Origin of the sequence: Blautia sp. Marseille-P3201T, assembly GCF_900120295.1 — a bacterium.
In the GTDB taxonomy this organism is placed as follows: domain Bacteria; phylum Bacillota; class Clostridia; order Lachnospirales; family Lachnospiraceae; genus Blautia.
This window is the reverse complement of sequence record NZ_LT635469.1, coordinates 577,837-602,443: the sequence shown is the minus strand read 5'-3', so window position 1 is coordinate 602,443 and position 24,607 is coordinate 577,837. Positions and strand designations below refer to the sequence as shown.

The 24,607-nt window shown below is 37.3% G+C and carries 25 protein-coding genes, 6 tRNA genes and 1 pseudogene; 7 read left to right on the top strand and 25 right to left on the bottom strand.

Annotated elements, in window-relative coordinates; genetic code table 11:
• Positions 1-27: 27 nt before the first annotated feature.
• From BQ7352_RS07890 to BQ7352_RS07855, 8 genes are all read right to left on the bottom strand, one after another.
• A complete protein-coding gene (locus BQ7352_RS07890) occupies positions 28-1,236 on the bottom strand; it encodes a GNAT family N-acetyltransferase (RefSeq protein ID WP_072448422.1) in 1,209 nt (402 codons plus the stop codon).
• Between the two features lie 22 nt (positions 1,237-1,258).
• Positions 1,259-1,864, bottom strand: coding sequence for a ribosome biogenesis GTP-binding protein YihA/YsxC (gene yihA, locus BQ7352_RS07885; RefSeq protein WP_072448419.1), 606 nt, complete (start codon positions 1,862-1,864; stop codon positions 1,259-1,261).
• Between the two features lie 15 nt (positions 1,865-1,879).
• A complete protein-coding gene (gene lon / locus BQ7352_RS07880) occupies positions 1,880-4,201 on the bottom strand; it encodes an endopeptidase La (RefSeq protein ID WP_072448417.1) in 2,322 nt (773 codons plus the stop codon).
• Positions 4,202-4,233: 32 nt separating this feature from the next.
• The gene (gene clpX, locus BQ7352_RS07875) at positions 4,234-5,544 is read right to left on the bottom strand and encodes an ATP-dependent Clp protease ATP-binding subunit ClpX (protein ID WP_072448677.1); all 1,311 of its coding nucleotides are present in this window, start codon (positions 5,542-5,544) and stop codon (positions 4,234-4,236) included.
• Positions 5,545-5,632: 88 nt separating this feature from the next.
• Positions 5,633-6,214, bottom strand: coding sequence for an ATP-dependent Clp endopeptidase proteolytic subunit ClpP (clpP, locus tag BQ7352_RS07870; RefSeq protein WP_072448415.1), 582 nt, complete (start codon positions 6,212-6,214; stop codon positions 5,633-5,635).
• Between the two features lie 41 nt (positions 6,215-6,255).
• Positions 6,256-7,566 (bottom strand): trigger factor, encoded by a 1,311-nt coding sequence (tig, locus tag BQ7352_RS07865; protein WP_072448412.1) that lies wholly within the window; start codon positions 7,564-7,566, stop codon positions 6,256-6,258.
• Between the two features lie 129 nt (positions 7,567-7,695).
• Entirely contained in the window at positions 7,696-8,247 is a 552-nt protein-coding gene (locus BQ7352_RS07860) for a DJ-1 family glyoxalase III (RefSeq protein WP_072448409.1), read from the bottom strand.
• An 86-nt stretch (positions 8,248-8,333) separates the two neighbouring features.
• A complete protein-coding gene (locus BQ7352_RS07855; protein ID WP_072448407.1) occupies positions 8,334-8,870 on the bottom strand; it encodes a hypothetical protein in 537 nt (178 codons plus the stop codon).
• A gap of 91 nt (positions 8,871-8,961) precedes the next feature.
• On the opposite strand from BQ7352_RS07855, the gene BQ7352_RS07850 reads away from it, so the two are divergent.
• Positions 8,962-9,408, top strand: coding sequence for a CYTH domain-containing protein (locus BQ7352_RS07850; RefSeq protein ID WP_072448405.1), 447 nt, complete (start codon positions 8,962-8,964; stop codon positions 9,406-9,408).
• Between the two features lie 62 nt (positions 9,409-9,470).
• On the opposite strand, the pseudogene BQ7352_RS07845 reads toward BQ7352_RS07850, so the two are convergent.
• The 4 genes and pseudogenes from BQ7352_RS07845 to BQ7352_RS07825 form a co-directional block, all read right to left on the bottom strand.
• A pseudogene (locus BQ7352_RS07845) lies at positions 9,471-10,043 on the bottom strand (ABC transporter substrate-binding protein); the annotation flags it as partial.
• Positions 10,018-11,967, bottom strand: coding sequence for a recombinase family protein (locus BQ7352_RS07840; RefSeq protein ID WP_072448403.1), 1,950 nt, complete (start codon positions 11,965-11,967; stop codon positions 10,018-10,020). The gene BQ7352_RS07840 and the pseudogene BQ7352_RS07845, both read right to left, overlap by 26 nt.
• 374 nt (positions 11,968-12,341) lie before the next feature.
• The gene (locus tag BQ7352_RS07830; RefSeq protein ID WP_072448398.1) at positions 12,342-13,184 is read right to left on the bottom strand and encodes an ATP-binding protein; all 843 of its coding nucleotides are present in this window, start codon (positions 13,182-13,184) and stop codon (positions 12,342-12,344) included.
• Positions 13,181-13,708 (bottom strand): replication initiator protein A, encoded by a 528-nt coding sequence (locus BQ7352_RS07825; protein ID WP_055159161.1) that lies wholly within the window; start codon positions 13,706-13,708, stop codon positions 13,181-13,183. Before BQ7352_RS07825 ends, BQ7352_RS07830 begins: the two co-directional genes overlap by 4 nt.
• Before the next feature lie 609 nt (positions 13,709-14,317).
• On the opposite strand from BQ7352_RS07825, the gene BQ7352_RS07820 reads away from it, so the two are divergent.
• On the top strand, positions 14,318-15,667 hold the full coding sequence (locus BQ7352_RS07820; protein WP_159430642.1) for a restriction endonuclease subunit S: 1,350 nt from the start codon (positions 14,318-14,320) through the stop codon (positions 15,665-15,667).
• Between the two features lie 19 nt (positions 15,668-15,686).
• A complete protein-coding gene (locus BQ7352_RS07815) occupies positions 15,687-16,247 on the top strand; it encodes a restriction endonuclease subunit S (protein ID WP_072448394.1) in 561 nt (186 codons plus the stop codon).
• A 46-nt stretch (positions 16,248-16,293) separates the two neighbouring features.
• On the opposite strand, the gene BQ7352_RS07810 is transcribed toward BQ7352_RS07815, so the two are convergent.
• Positions 16,294-17,103 carry a tyrosine-type recombinase/integrase gene (locus BQ7352_RS07810; protein ID WP_055159165.1) on the bottom strand — a complete coding sequence of 270 codons (810 nt, stop codon included), beginning with the start codon at positions 17,101-17,103 and terminating at the stop codon, positions 16,294-16,296.
• A gap of 41 nt (positions 17,104-17,144) precedes the next feature.
• Positions 17,145-17,687, bottom strand: coding sequence for a restriction endonuclease subunit S (locus BQ7352_RS07805; protein ID WP_055159167.1), 543 nt, complete (start codon positions 17,685-17,687; stop codon positions 17,145-17,147).
• Positions 17,688-17,866: 179 nt separating this feature from the next.
• Between BQ7352_RS07805 and BQ7352_RS07800 the strand changes: the two genes are divergently transcribed.
• A complete protein-coding gene (locus BQ7352_RS07800) occupies positions 17,867-18,187 on the top strand; it encodes a multidrug transporter (protein ID WP_200791375.1) in 321 nt (106 codons plus the stop codon).
• Positions 18,188-18,237: 50 nt separating this feature from the next.
• Entirely contained in the window at positions 18,238-19,221 is a 984-nt protein-coding gene (locus BQ7352_RS07795; protein WP_083429879.1) for an Abi family protein, read from the top strand.
• Between the two features lie 197 nt (positions 19,222-19,418).
• Here the strand turns inward: BQ7352_RS07795 and BQ7352_RS07790 are convergent, their stop codons facing one another.
• Together BQ7352_RS07790 and BQ7352_RS07785 are read right to left on the bottom strand one after the other, a co-directional pair.
• Positions 19,419-19,877, bottom strand: coding sequence for an ABC transporter substrate-binding protein (locus tag BQ7352_RS07790; protein WP_072448389.1), 459 nt, complete (start codon positions 19,875-19,877; stop codon positions 19,419-19,421).
• A gap of 88 nt (positions 19,878-19,965) precedes the next feature.
• The gene (locus BQ7352_RS07785) at positions 19,966-20,214 is read right to left on the bottom strand and encodes a toxin PIN (protein ID WP_072448387.1); all 249 of its coding nucleotides are present in this window, start codon (positions 20,212-20,214) and stop codon (positions 19,966-19,968) included.
• Positions 20,215-20,330: 116 nt separating this feature from the next.
• Between BQ7352_RS07785 and proC the strand changes: the two genes are divergently transcribed.
• A complete protein-coding gene (gene proC / locus BQ7352_RS07780) occupies positions 20,331-21,125 on the top strand; it encodes a pyrroline-5-carboxylate reductase (RefSeq protein WP_072448385.1) in 795 nt (264 codons plus the stop codon).
• Between the two features lie 70 nt (positions 21,126-21,195).
• Here proC and BQ7352_RS14810 read toward each other — a convergent pair whose 3' ends face one another.
• From BQ7352_RS14810 to BQ7352_RS07740, 9 genes are all read right to left on the bottom strand, one after another.
• A complete protein-coding gene (locus BQ7352_RS14810) occupies positions 21,196-21,528 on the bottom strand; it encodes a hypothetical protein (protein WP_242948554.1) in 333 nt (110 codons plus the stop codon).
• Positions 21,529-21,536: 8 nt separating this feature from the next.
• A complete protein-coding gene (locus BQ7352_RS14805; protein WP_242948553.1) occupies positions 21,537-21,956 on the bottom strand; it encodes a hypothetical protein in 420 nt (139 codons plus the stop codon).
• Positions 21,957-22,314: 358 nt separating this feature from the next.
• A tRNA-Met gene (locus tag BQ7352_RS07770) sits at positions 22,315-22,388 on the bottom strand.
• A gap of 30 nt (positions 22,389-22,418) precedes the next feature.
• Positions 22,419-22,491: transfer RNA gene (locus BQ7352_RS07765), tRNA-Val, on the bottom strand.
• A gap of 26 nt (positions 22,492-22,517) precedes the next feature.
• A tRNA-Met gene (locus BQ7352_RS07760) sits at positions 22,518-22,591 on the bottom strand.
• Positions 22,592-22,620: 29 nt separating this feature from the next.
• Positions 22,621-22,693 (bottom strand) — tRNA-Val (locus BQ7352_RS07755).
• 25 nt (positions 22,694-22,718) lie between these two features.
• Positions 22,719-22,792: transfer RNA gene (locus tag BQ7352_RS07750), tRNA-Met, on the bottom strand.
• Between the two features lie 30 nt (positions 22,793-22,822).
• Positions 22,823-22,895 (bottom strand) — tRNA-Val (locus BQ7352_RS07745).
• A 156-nt stretch (positions 22,896-23,051) separates the two neighbouring features.
• Positions 23,052-23,531, bottom strand: coding sequence for a hypothetical protein (locus tag BQ7352_RS07740; protein ID WP_072448382.1), 480 nt, complete (start codon positions 23,529-23,531; stop codon positions 23,052-23,054).
• Positions 23,532-23,767: 236 nt separating this feature from the next.
• Here BQ7352_RS07740 and sigG point away from each other — a divergent pair, with 236 nt between their 5' ends.
• A complete protein-coding gene (gene sigG / locus BQ7352_RS07735; RefSeq protein WP_072448380.1) occupies positions 23,768-24,547 on the top strand; it encodes an RNA polymerase sporulation sigma factor SigG in 780 nt (259 codons plus the stop codon).
• Positions 24,548-24,607 lie beyond the last annotated feature (60 nt).

Below are 24,607 nucleotides of genomic sequence, written 5' to 3'. Positions count from 1 at the left end.
TATGAAAAACCTTTCTTTAAATTTCTCTTATTGTAGCTGATTTTCCATTTCTCTGCAAGCATATCTCCACACTTCCATATCCTGGCTGTCATCTTGCAAATGATAATCTATTTTTTCAAATCCCAATCTTCTTGCCAGATTTAAAGATGGAATATTCACATTCTTTATTCTGCAATATAAATAAACAGCGCCTCTTTCACAGGCCACTTTTAAAATTGCCTTACAGGCTTCATGGGCAAAACCCTGCCTTCTGAAATTTTCATCAATAACATACCCTAATTCTACCACCGTCTTATTGTCATTCCAAAATTTAGGTTCTACACCTGCCCTGCCTATAATTTCTCCTGTATCTTTTTTAACCACACACCAATATCCCATATCGCATAACTCATACATATATGTTCTATATGCCTCAAAACCTTCCAACTCTTCTGTCAATGGTCTTGCTACGCCTTCACAGGCATTCTTGGAAGTTTCCTGCGCACAGATTTCCATAAGCCGCGGTATATCCTCTTTCTTCATTTCACGAATAAGAAGTCGTGGTGTTTCGCAAATTGTTGCCGGGATATGATGACTATGACAATATATTTTTTCCACAAAGCTCTTATCGATTTCTTCAAATCCTTCAACAACAACAGAAGCCGTTCCTAAATCCTGTTTTCCTGAGTCCGGATTATAAAAAGCCATACATGTCATTTCTGCTGCTTTTGCCGCTTTACATCCATTTTGGGAGTCCTCTACTACAAGACATTCTTTTGGAGTAATATCCATAAGTTCTGCCGTTTTCAAAAACACATCCGGCGCCGGCTTAGGATTATCTACAGACTCTCCGCTCACAAGATATTTAAAATATTGTCGTATTCCCCAATGTGCTGTTACAGCTTCAATATATTCCAAAGGCGAAGATGACGCCACTGCCATATCATAGCCGGACTCAAAAAGTCTATGTAGAAATTCCCTCACATGGGGAATTAAAGGAGGAAATCCCTGCTTTTCCATCATTTCCTCCTTAACTTCCTTCATTTCTTTAATTAAACCTTTATCATTTCTGCAAATTCCATAATGTTCATGGAGTAAGTTCATCAAAAATTCAATGGTTGAGCCGATACAAGGTTTATAAATCTCATAGTCTATCTGTATCCCACGTCTTTTTAATGTTTCCTCCCAGACTTTAAAATGAAAAGGTTCGCTGTTAATTAAAACCCCATCCATATCAAATATAATACCTTTTAACATACTATCCCCTCTCGCCTGATTTCTATGCTTCCGGCTGAGCATCTGAGAATAAAAGTTCTTCGGCAAGAGCCCATATTTCTTCTCTGCCCTGCTTTGTCTGTGCGGAAAACGGTATAATTTGAGCTCCCTTCGGCAATTCCAGTCCCTCTTTAATAATTTTTAACTGTTTTTGAATTTGGCTTCTTTTCAGCTTATCTGATTTTGTCGCAATAATAATTGGCTGATATCCATTATATACAATCCAATCATACATGGTCTTATCATTTTCTGAGGGCTTATGACGAATATCAATCAGCAGAAAAACTGCCTTTAACTGCTTTGACTTGTGAAGATATCTCTCAATCAATTTTCCCCACTGTTCTTTTACTGACTGGGATACTTTTGCATAACCATATCCCGGTAAATCCACCAGATACATTTCATGATTGACATTATAAAAATTGATGGTCTGGGTTTTTCCCGGAGATGCACTGGTACGTGCCAGTGATTTTCTGTTCATCAGTGCATTGATCAAGGATGACTTCCCAACATTGGATTTTCCTGCAAATGCGATTTCAGGCACCTCGTTTTCAGGAAGGGTGCTGGTAATACCACAGACAATATCCAGTGCTACATGTTTAATGACCATGTGTGTTCCTCCATTTTACTTTTTTTCTGTTAAAGCTTGCTCCAATACTTCTTCCATTGTTTTTACCGGTACAATTTCAAGACCGTCCGTAATTTCTTTTTCCATTTCTTCAACATCAGCCTGATTTTCAAAAGGAATTAATACCTTTTCAATTCCTGCACTTTTGGCAGCCAGCAGTTTTTCTTTTAATCCTCCGATTGGAAGAACCCTGCCCCGCAAGGTAATTTCTCCTGTCATTGCCACATCTGCTTTTACAGGAACTTCTGTTATTGCAGAAAACATAGCCGTTGCCATGGTAATACCTGCTGATGGTCCATCCTTTGGTACAGCTCCTTCCGGAATATGAATATGTATATCATGTTCTTTAAAAAAGTCTGCATCAATATGATATTTCGGTGCAACAGAACGAATATAACTAATTCCTGTCTGTGCAGACTCTTTCATTACATCACCTAACTGTCCTGTTAAAAGAAAGTCTCCTTTGCCCGGCATGAGGTTTACTTCAATCTGAAGAGTATCTCCACCTACGCTTGTCCAAGCTAAACCTCTTACAATACCGATTTCATCTGTTTCATTTTTCTTCTGATAAGTATAACGTGCCCTTCCTAAGAAATTTTCCAAATTTTCCTTGTTCACAGTAACTGTTTCTTCTTTTTCTTCTAAAATTTTTCGGGCTGTCTTTCTGCAAATTTCCCCAATCTTTCTTTCCAGACTTCTTACACCGGCTTCTTTTGTATAACCCGTTATAATTTCATGGAGAGTATCTTCTTCAATACAAAGCTGTTCCTTTTTTAATCCATGCTTTTTCACTTGCTTTGGAATTAAATGCTCTGACGCAATATGGCACTTCTCATTTTCTGTATAACTGCTTACTTCAATAATTTCCATACGGTCTAAAAGCGGTCTTGGAATTGTCTGCAAATCATTGGCAGTTGCAATAAACAACACTTCCGACAAATCCAGAGGGATTTCCACATAGTGATCTCTGAATTTCTTATTCTGTTCAGCGTCTAAAACCTCTAATAATGCAGAAGAGGTATCACCTTTATAATCACTGCTTACCTTGTCGATTTCGTCCAAAAGTACCAGAGGATTTTTTACCCCTGCCTGAATTAAACCGTTGGCAATTCGTCCCGGCATTGCTCCGATGTAAGTTCTTCTGTGTCCTCTGATTTCCGCTTCGTCCCTGACGCCGCCCAGAGAAATACGCACATACTCTTTATCTAATGCCCTGGCTACAGAGCGGGCAATGGAAGTCTTTCCTGTTCCCGGAGGTCCTACAAGACATAAAATAGGGCTTTCTCCTTTTCTGGTCAAAGTACGTACAGCCAGGAACTCCATAATTCTTTCTTTTACTTTTTCCAGCCCGTAATGATCTTCCTCTAAAATTTTATTTGCTTTCTTCAGGTTTTTATTATCTCTGGAAGTTTTATCCCAAGGAAGTGACAGCAGCGTTTCAATATAGCTGCGTGCCACACCTGCTTCCGCCTGAACTCCCGCTGCATTTTGAAAACGCTGGATTTCTTTATAAATTTTTTCTTTGACTTCCTTGGAAGCTTTCAATTTGTCTGTCTGCTCTTTAAAACGGTCTGCCTCAGAAACAGTATCCTGATCTCCTAACTCTTCACGAATGACTTTCATCTGCTCACGCAAAATGTATTCACGCTGATTTTTATCCACACGCTCTTTTACTTTATTGCTTAAATCTATACGAATTTGCATGATTTCAATTTCATTACTTAAAATCATTCCCAAAGTTTCATATCTTTCTTCTAAAGAAACAGACTCTAAAATCTTTTGTTTATCTTCATATTTCATTGGCAGATTTACTGCAATCTGGTCAATAACCTTCTCAATTTCTTCAATTTCCAGAATTTGTCCTGCCAAATCTTTACTCATTTTTGTATTTTCATTACAGTAACGTACAAACAATTCTTTTATGCCGCGGAGCATGGCTTCTTTTACATTATTATCCAGAGAAACTTCTTCCTCTTCAAAAAGTGCCACCTCTGCTTCTAAATACACATCTTCACTTTCAAAATGTACAAGTTCCGCTCTTTGCTTTCCTTCTACCAGCACTTGGATCATATTTTTTCTGTTCTTCACTAACTGCTTAATTTCCCCAATTGTACCTACTGTATATAAATCTTCCTGCGAAGGTTCTTCCGTCTGTGGATCTCTTTGGGTAATCAGGAAAACTCTCTGATCTTGAACCATGGCTTTTTCTATGGCTTTTATAGACTTTTCCCGGCTTACATCAAAATGAACAATCATATCAGGAAGAATGGTTGTACCTCTAAGGGCGATTGCTGGTAAATGCTGTATCATGTCACTCATTCTCGCTCCTCCTTCATACTGTAACCGGTCTTTTATGCAATTTCCGGTGTTTCTTTTTTCTTGCGGTTATTTTTATTTCCTTTATTTCTTCTTGAAGATACAGGTAACTCTCTGCGCTCTACCAAAGCTTCTCCTGTTCCATCTACCACATCTTTGGTAATTGTACAGCTGACAATGCTCTCATCAGAAGGCGCCGTATACATCAAATCCATCATGGAATTTTCCATAATTGCCCGCAAACCTCTGGCTCCCGTTTTTCTTTCCATGGATTTATCTGCAATCGCTTCTAAAGCTTCTCCTTCAAATTCCAGATTAATTCCATCAAGATTAAATAAAGTCTGATACTGACGTACAAGTGAATTTTTTGGTTCTGTAAGAATTTTTACAAGAGCATCTTTATCAAGAGCATTTAAAGAAACTACAACAGGAACACGTCCTACAAATTCAGGAATTAAGCCGAATTTTACAAGGTCCTGCGGCATTACTTCCTTTAAAAGCTCGCCTACATTCTTTTCCTCTTTTGTCTGAACCTGAGCATTAAATCCAATGGCTTTTGTATCTTTTCTGGTTTCAATAATTTTATCCAATCCTTCAAAAGCGCCGCCGCAGATAAAGAGGATATTCGTAGTATCAATCTGAATAAATTCCTGCTGAGGATGCTTTCTGCCACCCTGTGGCGGTACGCTTGCAACTGTTCCCTCTACAATTTTCAACAATGCCTGCTGAACACCTTCACCGGAAACATCTCTTGTAATAGACGCATTTTCTGATTTTCTTGTAATCTTATCAATCTCATCAATATAGATAATTCCGTACTGCGCCCTTTCAATATCGTAATCTGCCGCCTGAATAATCTTCAGCAGAATATTTTCAACATCTTCACCTACATACCCTGCCTCTGTCAGCGTTGTTGCATCTGCAATAGCAAAGGGAACATTTAACAGTCTTGCAAGTGTCTGTGCAAGGAGCGTTTTTCCGGAACCGGTAGGCCCCAGCATTAAAATATTACTTTTTTGCAGTTCTACATCTGTATTTCCTCCGGAAAGGACTCTTTTATAATGATTATATACTGCAACAGAAAGCACTTTTTTTGCTTCATCCTGTCCGATTACATACTCATCTAAAATTTCTTTGATTTCCTGAGGTTTTAATAAGTTAATTTCTCCTGTCAGAGCTTCATCGTATGGCTGTTTCAATTCTTCATTTATGATTTCTGCGCAAAGCCCAATACATTCATCACAAATAAATGTATCATCAGGACCTGCAATCAACTTTCTTACCTGGTCGTCTGTTTTTCCGCAAAAGGAACATCGAATTCTTGTATCATTCCCTTTATTTGCCATCTTTTCTTTCCTTTCTGTTTCTAATTTCAAATCTTTCTTAATGGTAAAAGACTCCCGCAACTATATGCAGGAGTCTTATCTTCTGTCGCTATCTATGCTCGATTACTGAGTCGATTAAACCATAAGCCATAGCTTCCTGCGCTGTCATATAGTTGTCTCTTTCAGTATCTCTTGCAATGGTTTCCAGAGTCTGACCTGTATTCTGCGCCAGAATTGAATTCAGTTTATGTCTTGTCTTCAAAATCTGCTGCGCTACAATATCAATCTCTGTTGCCTGTCCCTGTGCACCGCCGGAAGGCTGGTGGATCATAATTTCCGCATTCGGAAGGGCCATTCTCTTTCCTTTTGTACCGCCTGCCAGAAGGAATGCTCCCATACTGGCTGCCAATCCCATACAAATTGTAGATACATCACACTTGATATACTGCATGGTATCATAAATTACCATTCCTGCCGTTACAGAACCGCCAGGACTGTTAATGTATAAATGAATATCCTTTCCAGGATCTTCAGACTCCAGAAAAAGAAGCTGTGCTGCAATTAAGTTTGCAGATACATCTGTTACTTCTTCTCCCAGAAAAATAATTCTATCTTTTAATAATCTGGAATAGATGTCGTAGTTTCTTTCACCGCGGCTTGTCTGTTCAATGACGTATGGTACTAAACTCATGAAACTCCTCCTATTCTTACCGAATACAGCAACGCTGTTTCTTATTCAGCTGTTTCTTCTTTTTTTTCTACTACTTTTGCTGACTCTGCTACTAAAGTAACTGCTTCCTGAACAGCCATATCTTTCTTAATCTGTTCTTTTTCGTAATCGCCCATTACTTCTTTTAATTTTTCAACTTCCATTTTGTACATGTCAGCCATTGTTTTTAATTCTTCTTCAAATTTTTCATCAGAAATCTGAATATTTTCTGTTTCAGCAATCTTTTCTAATACAAGACGGCTCTGAATTCTCTTTAATGCCTGTGGACGCATCTGCTCCTGAATTTTTGCATTATCAAGACCTGTGAACTGATAGTACTGGTCAATAGATAATCCCTGAGCCTGCATTCTACGAATGAAATCCTGCATTAACTGCTGAATTTGGTTCTGGATCATAGCTTCCGGAATATCCATCTGCGCATTTTCGATTACAGCATCTACTGCTTTATCTTCTCTTTCGCGTTTTGCAACAGCTTCTTTACGTTCTTTTAATTTCTTTTCAATATCTGCTTTGTATGCATCTAAAGTATCGAACTCAGAAACATCTTTTGCAAACTCATCATCTAATTCTGGAAGTTCTTTCACTTTAATTGCTTTTACTGTGCATTTGAATACAGCAGCTTTTCCAGCTAAATCATTTGCATGATAAGTTTCCGGGAATGTAACATTTACTTCTTTTTCAACACCGATTTCAGCGCCTACTAACTGTTCTTCAAATCCTGGAATAAAGGAATTAGAACCAATTGTCAGAGGATAATCTGTTCCTTTTCCACCTTCAAATGCAACACCATCAATAAATCCTTCGAAGTCTAAAGTTACCATGTCGCCATCAGCTACTGCTCTGTCATCTACATCAATTGTTCTGGAGTTGTTTTCCTGTTCTCTCTTTAATTCAGCAGCGACTTCTTCTTCTGTAACATCAGCTGGTGCTACTTCTACTTCAAGTCCTTTATATTCGCCTAATGTAACTTCAGGTTTTACAGCTACTTCTGCTGTGAAGATGAAAGATTTTCCTTTTTCAATCTGAACAACATCGATTTCAGGCTGAGAAACAATTTCAAGACCACTTTCATCTGCTGCCTTTGGATATTCTGCCTGAATTAAAGCGTTTGCTGCATCTTCGAAGAAGATACCTGCTCCGTACATTTTTTCAATCATAACACGAGGTGCTTTACCCTTACGGAAACCTGGGATTGTAATTTTTCCTTTGCTTCTGAGGTAAGCATTCTGTACTGCTTTTTCAAATTCTTCTGCGGAAACTTCAATTGTAAGTTTCGCCATGTTTTTTTCTAAGTTTTCTACCTGTACACTCATTGTAAATAATTCCTCCTTGAATTCTATATGCACTCTGTTTAATAAATAAGATTAAACAGCGCTTCTTTCATACTTGCAGTCATTTACACAGTATAACACAAGGATATTGAAAACGCCAGTATTTTTTAATCAATGACCGTAAATCACTGATTTTTTTATTTCTTCAGCTTTTTCTTCTCCGTAAAGCTGAGAAATCAGCTCCAATGCAAAGGAGATTGCTGTACCCAATCCCCTGCTGGTAGTAAGATTTCCATCTCTTACCACCCGCTCCGTGCACACCTCTGCCCCGAAAAGTTTTTCTTCAAATCCGGGATAACAGGTTGCCCTCTTTCCTTTTAATATTCCAAGTTCACCTAAAATCATAGGGGCAGCGCAAATTGCAGCTATTTTTTTATCTTTTGCCGCAAATTCTTTTAAAAGAGCACAAAGTTTTTCATGATTTCTCAAATTTAAAGTTCCAGGCATTCCTCCCGGAAGTACAAGGATATCTGCATCCCCATACTCTGCTTCTTCAAAAAGTACGTCTGCTTTTAATTCTATATCGTGAGATCCTCTAACAGTAAGCCCTTCGCCTACAGATACCATAAGAACCTCTGCTCCTGCTCTGCGGAGTAAATCTACAACTGTAAGTCCTTCAATTTCTTCAAATCCATCTGCTGTAAATACACATACTTTTGCCATTTTATCCCTCTTTTCTGTTTTCTGTTCATGACGTTAAGTATAACACAAACTTTCTGTTTTATCTGTAAACTTTTTCTGTCTTTTTTCTAAATTAAAACTACTTTTTTACATAATACCAAACGTTCCAATCCCCCGTACAACTGAGTTCTCGCCTTAATTTCGTATCCATTTTTCGTCATATTCAAAAGGCTGAATGTGTTTTCAGGATGCACAGAACACAAGCGATATTGTATGGTATGATGCTCTTCTTTCATTCTCACAACTAATTCTTCTTCTGCCTTTTCCAGCATCTTTTCCTGTAATTTATTTCCCCGAAAACAACTTTTTACTGCAGCTGTATCCATGTGGACAATTTTATCTGTATCTTCTTTTGGAATGTCTGCATAGATACCCATATAATCTTCCTCTCCCGGAATAACCACAATAAAAAAGCCCGCCAATTCTCTGCTCTTTTCCTCTCTTGCCAGAATGATGAACCCGTCTCCTTCCAGTATTTCTTTGATATACTTTTCATCTCCTGCTGCAAACCATTCCTTTTTCTTTACAGTCTGCTCTGCTTCTTCCATGACTGCCCAGATTTCATTTTTATCTTCTTGAACGGCTTTTTCAAATATAAATTCCATCTTGTGCCTCTCTTTAATTTTACTTGCTTTTTCTCTGAAAAAATTATATGATACATTTACTTTTTATTCAACGAAAAACGGAGGATTTCTTATGGAAATAGAAAGAAAGTATCTTATCCACAAATTACCCGAAAATTTAGATACTTATCCATATAAAAAAATAGAACAGGCATATTTATGCACAGATCCTGTTGTCCGCATACGCAAACAGGATCAGGACTATTTTCTTACTTACAAGGGAAAAGGTCTGCTTGTCCGGGAAGAATACAACCTTCCTCTCACAGAAACTGCTTACCTGCATTTAAAAAAGAAAGCAGACGGCATTATTTTATCAAAAACACGCTACCTGCTTCCTCTTTCTAATACACTTACTATTGAACTTGACGTTTTTGATGCACCTTACGAAAATCTATGGCTTGCAGAAGTAGAATTTTCCTCCAAAGAAGAAGCAGAACGTTTCCTCCCTCCACCATGGTTTGGGGAAGATGTCACATTTTCCACAGAATATCAAAACAGTACACTTTCTTTAAAGCTATAAAAAAACGGAGCTGTCGCACTAAGCAGTAATCAGGAATATGAGCAACAGCTCCTCCTATCCTGTTATTCTTTTGCTGCTTTTTCTGCAAATTCTGTGTTCACTAATTCCTCATACGGAACTCTTTTTTCCAATTCTTTTGCATCTTCTAAAATATTTTCCAGAAGCTCAAAGCTTTCTTTCTCAAACACAAGATTTTCTTTCCATGTATCCTGTTCCTGATAACGTTTTGCAATGGTTTCAATGGTTTTTAAATCATTTTCCGGAAATTGTGGTTTAATGATTTTAGCAATTTCTTCCGGTGTATGCGTATTCACGTAGTCCATACCTTTTTGCAGCGCATTGGTAAAGCCCTGAATAATTTGCGGATTTTCCTGTATGAAACTGTCTTTAGCGCTATAGGCAGTGTATGGTACATAACCGGAGTCAACACCGCAGGAAGCTACTACATAACCTGCTTCCTCCTGTTCTAAAGCTGTAGCAGACGGTTCAAATTCCACACTGAAATCTCCCTGACCGCCCATAAAAGCTGCCGCTGTAGAACCAAAATCAATACTTCTGTCAATATTTACGTCCTTTTCCGGATCAATGCCATTTTGTTTCAAAATATACTCAAATACCATTTCTGGCATACCACCTGTCGCCAGTATTATAATGTAAATAATCGTTCGATAGCTGTTTGGCAGTCATTTGAGCCGGTAAATCCGGCAGATATTGACGTATCAGTTCCGTAATTTCTTCTTTTGTTTTCACTATATTGTAAGGTTTCAGCGAATTATCCGTATCTTCCAGAATCCCCAGATCTTTCATCAGATTGATATAAGGCAAGATGCTTTGTTTCGTTTTCTTAAATCCCAATGCTGTGATATGCTCAGATAAATATTTCGCAGATGTATATCCACGTCTATCTTCAATAATCAGTTTCATTACAAGAGCGATTACGGTATTCTCCCGACGGTTCATCTCGTCGGCAGGACTGTAATTGATTAAATCAGACAAACCATATTTTAATGTAATTTCCGGCATTCCCTCTTTGTCTACGTCAATTCGCTCAATCAACAGTTCAATATCTCTTCGGTCAAGCGATCCTCCGGCAATAATTTTATCAACGACATCCAACGCGTTTCTCAATTTATCCTTTACATCCGGTGTTTCTATAGTAGTTTCGTTCAGTTCCTTTTCCTGCATCTCCAGTCCATGAATCTGCGCCAGTAAATCTTTCTGCATGGAATCATAGGTTTCGTGGATCAAAGCTTCATTTTCAGATGCCACAGATAAATCTTTTATCTTCTGTGTCAAAAGTACCTTCAACTGATTTTTTCGATTTTGAATTTCTTCCTGAATGTCCTGTCGTTTTTCTGCCAGCGTTTTCTTTTCTGCCTCAAAATCCCTCATATCGTACGTGGAAATCACTTCACAAAGCGCCTCTCTGCACATCTTAATATAATTCAGCACATCTTCCATCAAATCATTTTCTTCAATCAGATGTGCTTTTTCACAATATCGTCTGCCTTTTGTATTATAGGTGGTACAAATATAATATTTCCGTTCTCTGCTGGAGGTTTGACGCTTAATCGGTGTCAGACGACTTCCACAATCTTTACAAAACAAACAGCTTCCAAACGGATTGGGAATTTCTGAACCAATCCATTCTCCCCTGCTTCCACGATAGTTTGTGCGATTACGCTTTTCCTTTAATTCCTGTACAAGAGAAAAAGTTGCTTTATCAATAATTGCCGGATGATGATCTTCAAAAATACACTGTTCTTCTTTTGGAACACGTTTATCCTTGCCATGTACTGTATTTCTGGCACGTTTTCTCAAACGAAAGGTTCCAATGTAAAAATCATTATCTAATAATTCTTTCACCATACTGTCAGACCAACTGGTGGCAACTTTCTTTTTACTCACGAGGCCTTCCTCTATTTCCCGTTCCCGCTGTACCATAGAAGGCGTTGGAATGCCCTGATCAGTCAGATAATTTGCTATTTTACGATAACCGGAGCCAGAAATATAAAGGTCATAAACCATTTTTATAAATTCTGCCTCTTTGGGAACGATTTTGATGATACTTTTGTCTTTTTCATCCCGACAATATCCGAAAGGTGGTTTTGTCATAAGAGTGCCTTCTTTTTGTCTGGCTCCGATCGCTATTTTGATTTTCTTACTGGTATCCTTTACATAACGCTCATTGAACCATGTTTTAATTCCAATGGTGTCGTCGCTGGAATCGAAAGAATCGTAATTATCATCAATGACAATGAGATGTTTTCCCCGTTCCTGAAATTCATCCAAAAGCAAAAGAACCTTCGCATTATGTCTGCCAAGACGAGAGAAATCTTTCACATATACGGTATCAATATCTTTATCCAGATCAGCCATCATCTGCTGAAATCCCGGTCTGTCAAAAATATAGCCTGATACTCCGTCATCTTCATACCATCGGTCAATAGCCATTCCATGGTCAGATGCATACTGATTGATAATTAACTTCTGATTTTCTATGGAAACATAATTTCGTTTGTCATCATCTCTGGAAAGACGCACATAACCTACATTCATATTTTTATCCTTTCTGAAATGTTTTTTGTGTAATAATGTAATATAATTATATATCGAAAAATCCTTTTCGTAAACGAGAAACACATGATTTTTTAACAAAATAATAAGAGCGGGAAAACACTCCCGCCCCAGAAAAATTACTGATTGATTTCTTTTATATGATTCCGAATCAACGCTTTTATTCCATTATGTATATTTTTATCTGGCTGCCCATCCGCAAACGTGACAACCCGAAAACCTATTTTCCTATATTTCTCCTTATCTGCCTCAAAGTCTTCTGAAGATGTATAATCTGTTCGCCACAAGTAATATGTAGGTTTCTGCAGAGTTATCACACTCTTTCTATTTCTGATGTCTATACTAAGATATAAATATCAGATTGTTTTTGTGCCTGTCTGCTCTATAATATTTTCAGTCTGACTTGATTCGGCAGTAGCAAAAAAGGTTTTCATTTTTCCCATTTTTTCATGGGCAATATCGCTCCGATAACTAGAACCGCCGACATATAACGGAACACATATTTCCAAAATACGATCATAAATTCGTTTCTTTTCTATGTTCGTTTCTTCTTTTAATTGTTTTATCAAAAGATTGGTGGTTACAATCAATGGTCTGCCGGAGCGGTATCTTCGGTCAATTACGCTGAACACGATTCCTAGAGCATACTCAGAACTTCGTTCTGTACCAAGATCATCCAAAATTAAAAGTTCATATCGTGCCAAAGCATTGATATATTCTGTTTTATCCTCCAATGGAAACATTTCATCAATAATCGTATTAAAATTTGTCATCTTCACAGTAATTTCCTGATTCAAAAGTGCGTTAGCAATGCAACCAGCTATGTAACTCTTTCCTGTTCCTATTGGTCCCCACAAGAGAAAACCAATTTGTTTTTTCTTCATATCATGCCAGTTTGCTGTGTATTCTTTTGCCTTCTCTATAGTAGCCGTATTTTCTGCCCGTTCAAAATTCCAATCATACATTCGTGATTCTTCAAAACAGATTTTTCTATTTCTCTCCACTAATTCGCAATGTTCTCTTTCTTTATATGCCTTTTCTTCTGCTTCACGTTTTTGACGGATACATGCACATTGTCTGAAATGTTTTTTCATACCAAGAATACTGTCTGGAGGAAAATATGCCTCTACAGGTTCTCCACAAATCTTGCAATATGCTAATCCATCTGCACCTAAATATGTGTTTTCCTGCTTTATCATAGACTATCGCCCTCCTCATATTCGTAATTTACTCCAATCTTATTACTAAAATTATATTTTTCTTTTACTTTACTAGGTGGCACATTTCCGACCATGGAAGAGGCTGTTTTCCGACTGAATGAAGGACAGCTTTTCATCCTCATGGAAGTTGTATTTTCGTCTGTCTGCTTTACATCCGGTTCAGAAATCAACTCTATACAGGGGATTCGCATATATAAATGATTTGGTTTTGAAAATCCTCCGGAACTGCGAATCAACAATCCATACTCATCTAATTCCTTCATGGCAGCTTTTACAGAAGTACAACATTTTCCCCATCTTAAAGAAATTTCTGTAATTGGAAAGACGAAATATACATATCCGTCTTCATTGAGCCAATGGTTTTTCTGTGAAATTCTGGCTCTGTCATATAACAACATATAAAGTAATTTTGCATTTTGAGAGAGTGGTAGCTCTAATAAAAATTTAGGGAACTGATAATAGGGAAGTATCTTTTCCGTTTCCATCATATATTCAAATTTCATATTTTCTTTTACCTTTCTGAAAAATTAAGGAGACGGATGCCGGCTTTCCCAAAGAGATTTTATGCTTTATAAAAATTCTCTTTTGATATCTCCTCATATAACGAAAGGAAAAAGGCTCATTTTACAGGGTACAAAGAAAAAAATTTATAAGAGCAAGATCCACCCATGTTTAACGTTATCGCGTTTCCGCCCCCGTTCACCTTATGGGTGTTCTCTTGATGGGGAGTGACAATTCCCCATACCCTTGCTTATATAATTGGCTTACAAAAGAATTTGTTCGCATCACCATGTGTATTTTCAAAAAGAAAAAGACATCCAGTTACTTACTGAATACCTCAAAATAGAATTATGTTAATTATGATATTTTGTTGCGTACACCGCCGGTGTAGCTAATAAAAAAGTGGGTATGGGGAGGCAACAGTTCCCCAGCAAGATAAAACTCCGAAAATATTACTTATATGGTAGAATGGCGATATTGTAATACGGGGTGGATCTTGCTCTTAATAATATGGGAAGGAAAAAATGCTGAGAATAATATTTTTTATGATAAGTGATGTTCAAAGTATGTTGCATTTTTTATGATTGTATTTACAATACGATTCTGATAATTTGCCTTATGAGAAAGTCGGAAAGAATGAATCGGTGTGCATTGCGGATGAAGTACCGTTTGAGATTCCTGAGAGTTGGGAGTGGGCAAAGATTGAAACAATTTCAATGCCCATTGGCAATAAAAACAATCAAATCCAATCAAAAGAAGTTCTCCCTACTGGGAAGATCCCTGTTGTAAGTCAAGGCAAAGATCTTATAGACGGGTATTGTAATGATGTATCCAAGAAAATAGATGTTTTGCCATTGGTAATGTTTGGTGATCACACCCGAAATGTTAAGTATATTGATTTTGAGTTTGTTATTGGTGCAGATGGAACAAAGTTCCACAAAATACTGTCGTGTAATTCCGAGTATATTTATTACTGGATGCTTTACGCTGCAGAAACACTTAGGAATAGAGGATACGCACGTCACTATACACTCCTTAAAGAATGCTTCATTCCTTTGCCACCGTTGCAAGAGCAAGTGCGTATAGTATCTAAAATTAAAACTATATTACCGCTTGTTGAAAAATATGGTTGTGAGGAAAGCAAACGAGTTTCTCTAGATTCTGCATTTCCGAATCTACTCAAAAAATCTATTCTACAGGAAGCAATCCAAGGAAAACTCGTTCCACAAGATCCTGGTGATGAGCCAGCTTCCGTTCTTCTGGAACGTATTCGTGCGGAGAAGCAAGAGTTAATTGCCGAAGGTAAAATCAAGAAGGACAAGCACGAGTCCGTCATTTTCAGAAGGGATAATTCTCATTATGAAAAGTGTGATTTTAAGGAAGAAAATATTGATGATCTTATTCCTTTTGAACTACCAGATTCTTGGGAATGGATTAGATTGTCTACAATACTTACGTCCACGGATGCAGGAAAAAGCCCTCAGTGTGAGAATCGCCCTCGGACTATTGGCGAATGGGGAGTTATAAAAACTACCGCAATTCAGGACGGGTACTTCCTAGCTGAAGAGAACAAAGTCTTACCCCCGGATTTCAATTTACAGAAATCTATGGTAATACATCATGGAGATCTGCTTATCACCAGAGCTGGCCCTCGAAATAGAACGGGAGTTATTTGTGTTGTAGATGGAGAGCCTGAAAATTTGATTCTATCGGACAAGACTGTCCGATTATCATATCTGCGTAATTTTGTGAATCCACATTATGTAATGACTGCATTAAGTAGTCCTGCAATGCAATATTTTGTTGTTGACGCCATGACAGGAATGGCAGCTTCACAGGTTAATATTTCGCAGGAAAAAATGAAAACTTTTTTCTTACCGCTTCCGCCGCTAAATGAGCAACAGCGAATTGTTGATGAAGTTAGCAAGATATTCGGTCGCATTGATAAGCTGAATTTCTGAATTTTCTCATTATGAGAAGTTGGACGGAATCGAGCATTGTATCGACGGTGAGATACCGTTTGATATTCCAGACAGCTGGGCATGGACATCGGTTGGAGAAGTGTGTACCAATATCCAATATGGTTCCTCACAGAAATCTTCTCTGACCGGAAAAATTGCTGTGTTAAGAATGGGAAATTTACAAAACGGACGAATCGTGTTGGATAAATTAGTTTACACATCCGACTCGAAAGAAATCGAAAAATATCCGTTAGAGTATAACGATTTGCTATTCAATCGAACCAACAGCAAAGAGTTAGTTGGTAAGGTAGCAATTTATAAAAGTGAAATTCCAGCTATTTATGCCGGATATTTAGTGCGTTTGCACCCACTTTTAATCGACAGTGATTATCTTAATTATGTTATGCAGTCACAGTATTACTGGATTTATTGTCAAAATGTCAGAAGCGATGCAATAGGACAATCTAATATAAATGCTGAAAAGCTCAAACATTTTATATTTCCACTTCCGCCATTGCAAGAGCAGAAAAGAATCGTAAATCAGATTTCTTGTGCAATGAGCAAAATTGAACATCTATAAGGAACAAGGCATACACTTCGGGTTGTTGAAGTGTATGCCTTCCTTTTTACCAATCTACGATTGTATCAACAATTTCTCTCTGTTCTGTAGCTGTTTTTCTGAGGTAAATACGGGTAGTTTCGATGCTTTCATGTCCCATAAGATCAGCAAGAAATGCTATATCATTACAGCGGTCAAGGAAACTCTTGGCAAATCTGTGACGGAATGAGTGTGGATACACAACCACAGGATTGATACCATATTTCACTGCCAGCTTCTTCAACTGTCCAGAGATGCCACGGGTGGTAATACGTTCCCCATACTTGTTCAAAAAAATGAAGCCGCTTTCTTGTTGCTTTTTAGCCAACCAAGAAAGAGCCTCGTTTTGTAATTCTTTGGGGATGTAAATTCTGCGTAATTTACCGCCTTTGGAGTACAGGTCAAGATGCCCTAACTTAACATGTTCAGCCTTAATCTGAATCAGTTCGCTGACTCTAGCTCCGGTGGCGGCAAGGAAGCGGATTACGAAATACCAGAACATTTCATCGTCATTCTTCAGACAAGATTTGAAGTATTTGTAGTCTGCTTCACTAATGACATTTTCCAAAAAAGTTTTCTGTTGCACACGGACAAATGGCAGTTTCCATTTTTCTTTGCCAATGCACTCTAAGTAGCAGTTGATAGCTCGAAGTCTGAGATTAACTGTCTTGGGCTTGTAATTCTCGATCAGCCATACCTTGTACTCTCGTAGCTTTTTCTGGGTAACATCATCGTATTGCCCTCCATACTGTTTGATGGCAAACTGATACGATGAAATCGTGTTTTCCGAGAGGTTCGTCCCCCTCAAATGTCTTTCAAATTTTTCTTTTTCTATCATGGTGAAAGACCTCCTTTCGCCAGATATTATACAATTCTACGCTAAATCAGCGTGATCTTATCGAATAATTCTTTAACTCTACTTATGATACGCTCTTGTTCCTGTATCGGCGGGATAGGAATTAGTATATTACTCAATTCATCCTGATTTATTTTAGGCATTTTAACTCGGCTTGACATCGTAGTTGCTACTTGCAAGTTGAAAGTATCGGACAGTATATATCTCAAAAGATATTCTTTATTTACTGATGTATTTAACGGATACATATCTGCACTACATAATCCGTCAAACGGAGCAATTACAGCTTTTCGTAATAGCGGACGAATTTTTGAATAAATAATTTGCCCCTTATAAAACATGTGATTTGGGCTTACTACCTTATCTTGCTGTACTGTGCGACATTCCAGAAGGACTCCTGTTGCTTTTTCAATATTGTCTGGAGCGATATGCATATAATCAGCGTATGTATCAGGGCGAACAAGGTTTGTTGCTATATCTATTACTGAAAAGAAACGTACCCATACCCAAGATTCTGGAATATCAAACGGTATCTCACCGTCGATACAATGCTCGATTCCGTCCAACTTCTCATAATGAGAATTATAAGAAGATTATAGCATTCGACGTTTTAAAATTCAATTTTGAATTGTAATTCTCAATCATACAAAATCAAATATCAAATATATTTTTTCTAAATACAAGTATTGTGAAACTAAAATGCTTATACTATAATTTACTTATGCCAAAGTGGAGGAACATGACAATGTCGGAATACGGATTTACTAAAAAGGATTGGGCTTTGTTCAGAGAGAAAATTGCAGATTGGCAAGAAGCCTATATGGATAAGTTGAATAAAGAATATATTGAATTGCTAAATGGTAAAGGAACTCCTTCTGAAAAATTCTGGGCTTTAGAAGAGCGAATTCGCAACGATAAAAAAGATACAGGTGTACAGTTAAGAATGAGTCGTTCTAATTGCATCTCTAACATTGTTTCACTTTTAAATGAAGGTGCAATCACTATGAACGATTTAGAAGAATTTAGCGATGAACTGAAGGAAAACATTCGCTTTATTACAGGCTAAAAATCGATTGTATCACAATTAATAGTTTTAAATGTTAAACAGGAGAATTTATGTCAAATTATAAATCAACAGATGCACTAATGCGTCATCTTCGGAATAATGGAATTGCTATTTCAGGCAGTTCACAAAAGCAACAATTAATTAATACAGGATATTTTCACGGATATAAGGGATACCGTTTTTTTGTTTCGTCCAATCGTAGAATCCCTTTTACCTCATACAATGAAATTAATGCTACGATCCAATACGACACAAAATTGAAATCATTGTTATACGGTAAAATGATGTTGATTGAAACTGCTCTTAAAAACATTGCCCTTAATACCATTATGGCAGAGATTAATTCAAACAGCATTTATGATATGTATGACAAAGCCGTCAGCAGTTACAAAAATGCTTTACCAGGAACTTCGAAAGACATTAAGAAAAAATTTCAGAACAATAAATTGAATTTACAGGGTTCTATTCAAAATTCTATTGCAGCGGCATACCGAAAAGAAAATCCGAAAATTACACATTTTTATAATACTGTGAATTATAATGAAGTCCCAATCTGGGCAATCTTTGAAATTTTGACAATGGGAGATTTTGGATATCTTCTTTCCTGCTTAACACAAGATGTCAGAAAAAAAATTTCAAGAAATATTGGTTTGAATTTGTCCAGCGATACCAATTGTACGTTAGTCTATAAATATGTATATGCATTAAAAGATTTAAGAAATGCTATCGCACATAATGATGTTGTTTATGATACACGTTTTAGAAAAATGGATCCATCGAAACCTATGAAGCAATGTCTAATGTCAGAAATGGGATTACCATACATAAATTTTAAGACTATAGGAGATTATATCATTCTTATATGTTATTTCTTAAAGTTGTTGAAGGTGTCCAAAACTGAAATCAAAGCATTTATAAGAGAATTTGAAAAAATAACTAAAGAATATGAGGGGCAGGTTAGTTCTGCCGTAGCTGCAATCACCGTTCATCCAGACTTGTTTTCGCGGATGACAATATTAAAAAATTCAATCTAATCTATTGCATATTTTTCGTTATTATAGTATATTATTAATAGCAATTGGGGTATGTGTTTGCGGACACATACTTGGAGGAGCCGGAGAAATCTGGCTCCTCTTTTGATTTCAGGATATTTTTTATTTCAATGTCTGAAATTCTTTCGCACTATTCATCCCATCCACCCAGTTACATAAAATTACAATACTCTCCAAATTTACATTAATATATGTACGCCACCTTTTCTTCCTCCCAGTATATCTGTGCCTTTCAAATCCTCCCATTTAAAATCAGGCATTTTTTCTCTAGCCACCAAAAAGTTTCCTGCCCTCTGTGTAAGCTGTGCAAAATTTATCACCGGATCCTGTGCGCCCTGCTGATAGGCGTAAATACTTGCCTCAGAGCCCATAAACCCAATATCCGCATCACCTGAAAGAACCGCTGCCATTACTTTATCTGCACCAAATCCTGTGACCAATTCAAGTTTAATACCCTCTTTCACGAAGTATCCTTCCTCTACAGCAACATATTGTGGTGCGTAAAATATAGAATGGGCAACCTCGTTAAGAGTTACAGGTGTCAATTCCGCTTCTTCCTTCTTTTCTTTACCGCAGCCGGTAAATATTGTGCTAATCCCCAGCACAATTGCAAATAAAACACTTACTTCCTTCCTCATATTTCCTCCCATAAAATATAAAATTACCGCAGAATGTGCACGCACATCTGCGGGTACAATATTATTTTATGATTGAGGAAAAATCCTGTTACTTTCCTTCTCTTTCTTTAAAATATCTCTTAACACCCTCAATATCTGTGTAAGCAAAATGACGTAAATCATCTTCCGGCATATGTCCTAATTCTTCTAAATCAGAACTTCCGGTAAAAGGACAAATAGGTTTTAATTCTTCTTCTGTAAATCCTAATTCTTCCATTTGTTCTTTTGAAATATATTGACTCACTTCAATTTTATTACATGCTTTGCAATGATAAACACTAAAAAGTTCTTTACTCATAATTTTTGTCTCCTCTGCTTTTCTTCTTTTCATTTTAATATAGCACAGTCACGAAAGCAATACTTGAAAATAACATAAAAAAACTGCATAATAGATGAAAAAGGAGGATTTTAACCATGAAATTAGGTTTTATAGGATGCGGCAATATGGCTTCTGCTATTATAGGTGGCATTTTAAATAAAGGGCTGGCAAAACCCGAAGATATTTTTGCTTCTGTAAAAACACAAAGTTCTGCTGAAAAAATTCAAACTACTTTGGGAATTTCCTGTACTACAGATAATCTTAAAGTCGCAAAAGCTGCTGATTATCTTTTTCTTGCAGTAAAACCACAGTTTTGCGCAGATGTGGCTCTTCAGATAAAAGATATTTTAACAAATGAACAGGTAATCATCTCTGTTATTGCCGGAAAAAATCTGGAATGGCTGAAAGAACATTTAGGAAATGAGAAAAAAATCATTCGTACCATGCCCAACACTCCTGCTCTTGTAGGTGAAGGTGTCACAGGTGTATGCCCTGATAATCTGGTGTCAAATGAGGAGCTTGAAAATGTCCTTACACTTTTAAAGTCTTTTGGACAGGCTGATATTGTTACAGAACCTATCCTTGACATTGTGGGCGCTGTCAGCGGAAGCTCCCCTGCCTTTGTTTTCATGTTCATTGAAGCTTTAGCAGATGGTGCTGTAGCAGAAGGAATGCCTAGAAAACAGGCTTATGCTTTTGCCGCTCAGGCAGTTCTTGGAAGTGCAAAAATGGTATTGGAAACAAAAAAACATCCCGGTGAGTTAAAAGACATGGTATGTTCTCCCGCCGGAACTACCATTGAAGGTGTAAATATTTTGGAAAAAGAAGGAATGCGAAACGCTGTTATGGATGCTGTAAGAGCCTGTATTCAAAAAACCAGAAAATTATAAACAACTCTAAAGAATATTTATCTATTTTATGTTCCGTTTCTTCATAAAATAGATAAATATTTCAATTTTCTTATAATCCAAATTCTTTAAACAAACGCTCCTGATAACTTCTGTCCGAAGCTGCTTTTATAATATCCTCTATTCTTCCCAGCTTAGAAAGCTTTAAAGTAAGTTCATTGACACGCTCTTCTCCGATTTCTTTTCCAATTTCCTTACCCTCTGTCTTTTTTGCTTCCAGCTCATCTTTCATTAATTCTTCTAATGCCTTACACATCTTTTTCGCCTCCTCAAATTTTTCTTCGTTTGCCCGCACAATAATGTCCATCACGGACTCATATAATAAGTTTTTCTTATGTTTTTTATAATCTTTAAGTAATTCTTCCGCATCTTTTGTACTTTCCAAGCGATTGGTCAAATTCCTGCATACATTCTCTCAATTTGTAGTTTTCTTTCCTTTGCCAAATGTCTAAAAAGTTCCCGCGGGTATTTCTGACACACAAAAGAAATCGTCAACTCTTCCAATAAAATTGAGTTTACAGGTGTTCTGTCTGCCTTATAAAAATATGTATAGGCATATCCTTTATAGAAATCATCAATACATAAATAATCATCAGGGCTTTTGTATTCTACGATATTGTATTTCCTGAAAATTTTCCCTATGCTTCTTTTCAGTATTTGTGCCTCTTTCTTTTTAATTAACACATCAATCATCATAGGCTTTGTTCCAAGTACATATTCCGATTTAAATTCCAGATATTTTGCTTCCTCCCCAAATTCAATCTGAATACCGGCAAAAAATGCCGGATGCCACTGCAATAGTTTTTCCGTCATAAAAACCTCCTTTTTGTTTTTTCGAGTTTGTTTTTCAGGAGGTTCTCTATTTAGGGAAGCTCCTGCCTTTGTTGTTGTGGATAAAAGCATGAATTTCCCGAATACAGAATTGTGATTAGATAAACAAAATTTTAAAAGTTTTGCTTCATAGATAATAAAAAGAAAATAATGCTTTTTGTTATTTTATCACAAACTCCATTTACTGAAAACCACATTTTGATAAAAAAAGATTACGCAGCAGTGCGAAGTGCGATCTTTGTGGAGCATTTATTATTTCATAGGACGCAATTTCCTATGAAATAATAAAGCCATGACTCTTTCTGAGCCACAGCCTATTTCCTGCAAACTATTCTTTTAGTAGCGAGAGGGGGATTCGAACCCTCGACACTACGGGTATGAACCGTATGCTCTAGCCAACTGAGCTATCTCGCCATCTTTCTTCCTCTGCTTTTGCAAAAGAAATGGGACCTACAGGGCTCGAACCTGTGACCCTCTGCTTGTAAGGCAGATGCTCTCCCAGCTGAGCTAAGATCCCATTTTATGTTTTGTCTTTCGACAAAGTAGCGAGAGGGGGATTCGAACCCTCGACACTACGGGTATGAACCGTATGCTCTAGCCAACTGAGCTATCTCGCCATCTTTTTTCCTTTGTTTTCGCAAAAGAATGGGACCTACAGGGCTCGAACCTGTGACCCTCTGCTTGTAAGGCAGATGCTCTCCCAGCTGAGCTAAGATCCCATTTTATGTTTTGTCTTTCGACAAGTAGCGAGAGGGGGATTCGAACCCTCGACACTACGGGTATGAACCGTATGCTCTAGCCAACTGAGCTATCTCGCCATCTTTTTTCCTTTGCTTTTGCAAAAGAAATGGGACCTACAGGGCTCGAACCTGTGACCCTCTGCTTGTAAGGCAGATGCTCTCCCAGCTGAGCTAAGATCCCGTTTCCTGTCAGCTTATCGCTGACTGCCTTGCTATTATATACTGATTTTTGACAAATTGTCAATACCTTTTTTACAATTCTTAATAAAATTTGTAACCGTTCAAAAAATACATCTGCCGGTTCAGCCTTTAAACCAACCGGCAGATAATTACACTTTTACTTCACTTCAACAATATTACTCAGAAAAAAGGAGTCTACCTTCTCTTTTCCATCTTCCTGTATGACGGTGATTTGGCCCGTGGCTTTCTCTTTTTTTGCCTCATCGTTCTCATAGCTCAAAAACACTTCAAATTCCCCTTCACCGTCTTCATTCACTTCACATTTCACTTCAGAAACCGTTGTCTGCGCAGACTCCTCATCTGCTTTCTTATCATATTTTAACGGCATTCTGTCACCACTCATAGCTTCTATACAGGCCTTGGAAGCGTAATCTGAAAATGTATTGTAATACTTTTCTGTATCATTATCCTTTTGAAATTCTGTATATCGTTCTTCAAAATCAGTGGTAAATACCTCTTTCAAGAAACTTTCCGGAGCATTTCCAACAGAAGAACTGTTCCCTTCTTCCCCTTTGCATCCGGCACACAACAATACTGCAATCCCTGCTGCTGCGAAAAGTATATGTTTCCCCTTCATTTGCTTTTCCTCCTTTTTCCTATTTCTTTCCTATTTCACGTCTTCTGATACACCTATTTTACTATGCCCATACTATTTATTCAATTAGCTTATTCGTGTATTATTTCAAAAAAGCAGTTTCTTAATGTCAAGGTCTAAAACTTTATTAAATTTCCCCTTTTATCGTATATTGTGGTGCTTCATGGAGAATGCTTTTCATAGCAGTATTTTTATTACATGATTGGAGGATTCTTGCTATGGCACTTAATAAAGTGGAAATTTGCGGCGTAAATACTTCACGTCTTCCTATTCTCACAAATGAAGAAAAAGACGCATTATTTGTGCGTATCAAAGAAGGTGACCCTGAAGCGAGAGAACAATACATTAAAGGTAATCTGCGGCTGGTTTTAAGCGTTATCAAGCGATTTTCCAGCAGCAATGAAAATGCAGATGATTTATTTCAGATTGGCTGCGTGGGACTGATTAAAGCCATTGATAACTTTGACACCACCTTAAATGTAAAATTTTCAACTTATGCTGTTCCCATGATTATCGGCGAAATACGGCGTTATTTAAGAGACAACAACGCTATTCGTGTCAGCCGTTCCCTTCGGGATACTGCTTACAAAGCCATCTATGCAAAAGAAAACTATGTAAAACAAAATTTAAAAGAACCTACTATCAACGAAATTGCCGAGGAAATCGGTATTGATAAAGAGGAAATTGTATATGCCCTTGATGCAATTCAAAGTCCGGTGAGTTTATACGAACCAGTCTATACAGAAGGAGGAGACACACTCTACGTGATGGACCAAATCAGTGACAAGAAAAACAAAGAAGATAACTGGATTGAAAATATTTCTTTAAAAGAAGCTTTAAAAAAACTAGATGACAGAGAACAGCATATTGTTACCATGCGCTTTTACGAAGGAAAAACGCAGATGGAAGTAGCCAGTGAAATCGGTATTTCTCAGGCACAGGTCAGCCGTCTGGAAAAACACGCCTTAAAGACTATGCGCACCTATCTCCGTTCTTAACTTTCCTCTTGTCCGCTCCTTTAAAAAAGCCTATAATAAAAACAAGCTTACGTTTCAAAA

What these genes read in the sequence shown, in the direction of transcription:
- BQ7352_RS07890 (WP_072448422.1), bottom strand. Translation starts at nt 1,236, where the DNA reads ATGTTAAAAGGTATTATATTTGATATGGATGGGGTTTTAATTAACAGC.
- yihA (WP_072448419.1), bottom strand. Translation starts at nt 1,864, where the DNA reads ATGGTCATTAAACATGTAGCACTGGATATTGTCTGTGGTATTACCAGC.
- lon (WP_072448417.1), bottom strand. Translation starts at nt 4,201, where the DNA reads ATGAGTGACATGATACAGCATTTACCAGCAATCGCCCTTAGAGGTACA.
- clpX (WP_072448677.1), bottom strand. Translation starts at nt 5,544, where the DNA reads ATGGCAAATAAAGGGAATGATACAAGAATTCGATGTTCCTTTTGCGGA.
- clpP (WP_072448415.1), bottom strand. Translation starts at nt 6,214, where the DNA reads ATGAGTTTAGTACCATACGTCATTGAACAGACAAGCCGCGGTGAAAGA.
- tig (WP_072448412.1), bottom strand. Translation starts at nt 7,566, where the DNA reads ATGAGTGTACAGGTAGAAAACTTAGAAAAAAACATGGCGAAACTTACA.
- BQ7352_RS07860 (WP_072448409.1), bottom strand. Translation starts at nt 8,247, where the DNA reads ATGGCAAAAGTATGTGTATTTACAGCAGATGGATTTGAAGAAATTGAA.
- BQ7352_RS07855 (WP_072448407.1), bottom strand. Translation starts at nt 8,870, where the DNA reads ATGGAATTTATATTTGAAAAAGCCGTTCAAGAAGATAAAAATGAAATC.
- BQ7352_RS07850 (WP_072448405.1), top strand. Translation starts at nt 8,962, where the DNA reads ATGGAAATAGAAAGAAAGTATCTTATCCACAAATTACCCGAAAATTTA.
- BQ7352_RS07840 (WP_072448403.1), bottom strand. Translation starts at nt 11,967, where the DNA reads ATGAATGTAGGTTATGTGCGTCTTTCCAGAGATGATGACAAACGAAAT.
- BQ7352_RS07830 (WP_072448398.1), bottom strand. Translation starts at nt 13,184, where the DNA reads ATGATAAAGCAGGAAAACACATATTTAGGTGCAGATGGATTAGCATAT.
- BQ7352_RS07825 (WP_055159161.1), bottom strand. Translation starts at nt 13,708, where the DNA reads ATGAAATTTGAATATATGATGGAAACGGAAAAGATACTTCCCTATTAT.
- BQ7352_RS07810 (WP_055159165.1), bottom strand. Translation starts at nt 17,103, where the DNA reads ATGATAGAAAAAGAAAAATTTGAAAGACATTTGAGGGGGACGAACCTC.
- BQ7352_RS07800 (WP_200791375.1), top strand. Translation starts at nt 17,867, where the DNA reads ATGTCGGAATACGGATTTACTAAAAAGGATTGGGCTTTGTTCAGAGAG.
- BQ7352_RS07795 (WP_083429879.1), top strand. Translation starts at nt 18,238, where the DNA reads ATGTCAAATTATAAATCAACAGATGCACTAATGCGTCATCTTCGGAAT.
- BQ7352_RS07790 (WP_072448389.1), bottom strand. Translation starts at nt 19,877, where the DNA reads ATGAGGAAGGAAGTAAGTGTTTTATTTGCAATTGTGCTGGGGATTAGC.
- BQ7352_RS07785 (WP_072448387.1), bottom strand. Translation starts at nt 20,214, where the DNA reads ATGAGTAAAGAACTTTTTAGTGTTTATCATTGCAAAGCATGTAATAAA.
- proC (WP_072448385.1), top strand. Translation starts at nt 20,331, where the DNA reads ATGAAATTAGGTTTTATAGGATGCGGCAATATGGCTTCTGCTATTATA.
- BQ7352_RS14805 (WP_242948553.1), bottom strand. Translation starts at nt 21,956, where the DNA reads ATGACGGAAAAACTATTGCAGTGGCATCCGGCATTTTTTGCCGGTATT.
- BQ7352_RS07740 (WP_072448382.1), bottom strand. Translation starts at nt 23,531, where the DNA reads ATGAAGGGGAAACATATACTTTTCGCAGCAGCAGGGATTGCAGTATTG.
- sigG (WP_072448380.1), top strand. Translation starts at nt 23,768, where the DNA reads ATGGCACTTAATAAAGTGGAAATTTGCGGCGTAAATACTTCACGTCTT.